Source organism: Nocardioides sp. Z22_16 (assembly GCF_058134365.1).
In genome coordinates this window covers 1-1136 of record NZ_JBYTTI010000012.1, presented here as the reverse complement: position 1 = coordinate 1136, position 1136 = coordinate 1, and the positions used below count along the sequence as shown (strand labels likewise).

Annotated in this window: 2 protein-coding genes; one reads left to right on the top strand and one right to left on the bottom strand. The window is 51.0% G+C overall.

What is annotated here, in order from left to right:
- The first annotated feature begins 279 nt into the window (after window positions 1–279).
- The gene (locus AC3X7R_RS18795) at window positions 280–597 is read left to right on the top strand and encodes a hypothetical protein (RefSeq protein WP_023224510.1); all 318 of its coding nucleotides are present in this window, start codon (window positions 280–282) and stop codon (window positions 595–597) included.
- A 252-nt stretch (window positions 598–849) separates the two neighbouring features.
- Here the strand turns inward: AC3X7R_RS18795 and AC3X7R_RS18790 are convergent, their stop codons facing one another.
- The gene (locus AC3X7R_RS18790) at window positions 850–1086 is read right to left on the bottom strand and encodes a hypothetical protein (RefSeq protein WP_489967216.1); all 237 of its coding nucleotides are present in this window, start codon (window positions 1084–1086) and stop codon (window positions 850–852) included.
- Window positions 1087–1136: the final 50 nt, after the last annotated feature.

Here is a 1136-nt window from a genome sequence, read left to right as displayed (position 1 = left end):
AAAATCTGCCAGGATTTACTAACCTTCGAAAAACCACCTCCCCGGGTGGTTTTTTCGTTTTCAGAGCAAGAGATTACGCGTAGAAAAAAAGGAACTCAAGAAGATCCTTTCTATGCTCAACCACCGCATGGCCCATAGCCGCGCTGGCCGTTGCCGGTCAGCTCCAGAATCCTCGACCAATATGGAACCTTGCCCCTCCCAAAATTCAACTAAAAAACCCTCATTTCCTGCCGATAAAATGGGTATTTCTTAACTATGCCTAAATAAATAAGGATAATTTTGAAAAAAATATTCATCCTATCGGCAGCGCTGATCATGGCAGGATGCGCAACAAAGCAATATCCACAGGCCGCGAACGTCACCGGTCCAGAATCTTCCGCAATGGATTGCAAAGCGGTAGCTCTGGAAATCGCCAAAACGCGCAGTGTACAACAAGAAATTGAGGCAACCGGCGAATTTGACGGGCGCACCGTATTAGGTTTCCTGGGTGATTTTGGGATAGGAAATGGCATGGCAAAAGGCGAAGCCCGCAAAAAAGCAGCTAACCGGCTAAATCAGCTGGAAGCCCTGAAGGCTGCAAAGTGTGCAGATCAATAAGGTACAAAAAAGCCCTGCGGGGCTTTTTTTGTACCTGCCAATCAGCTGGATTTACCATAACATCCGTTGTCTGCACTGCCTGAGAGGCCCTCAGCGCGTTTCTGCGGCCTGACAGCCGTTTCCGGCACCTTTCACCGCACCAACCCCTGAAAAACGCCCCTGATGATTTCTGCGCGTCTGCATGGCTATTCACAGGAGTGAATGGCGGGCAATTTCGGAGTGTCAGTACCACTAAACCGCCAAAAGGCGCAATCAGCGGCGCGGCGCGCGCGGACGTGACCAGGCAAACTCGGACTGCTGCCGCTCATCCTCACGTAATGCACGCTGGCGGTCGGCGTAACGCTGCGACTCAATCTGCGCACGCGCTCTGTTCAGGACGATATGCCGGTTCGGCTGATTTAGCTTTTTGCCTGACGCTCTCTCAGCTGCGGCAATAGCATCATCAAGAAAATTTTTCTCTGCAGGTGTCAGGTTTGTCAGTCTGTTCATAGCATTCTCCCATCAGAATAACGCCGCACAGTCTGCCAGACACAGCAGAA

What these genes read in the sequence shown, in the direction of transcription:
- AC3X7R_RS18790 (WP_489967216.1), bottom strand. Translation starts at nt 1,086, where the DNA reads ATGAACAGACTGACAAACCTGACACCTGCAGAGAAAAATTTTCTTGAT.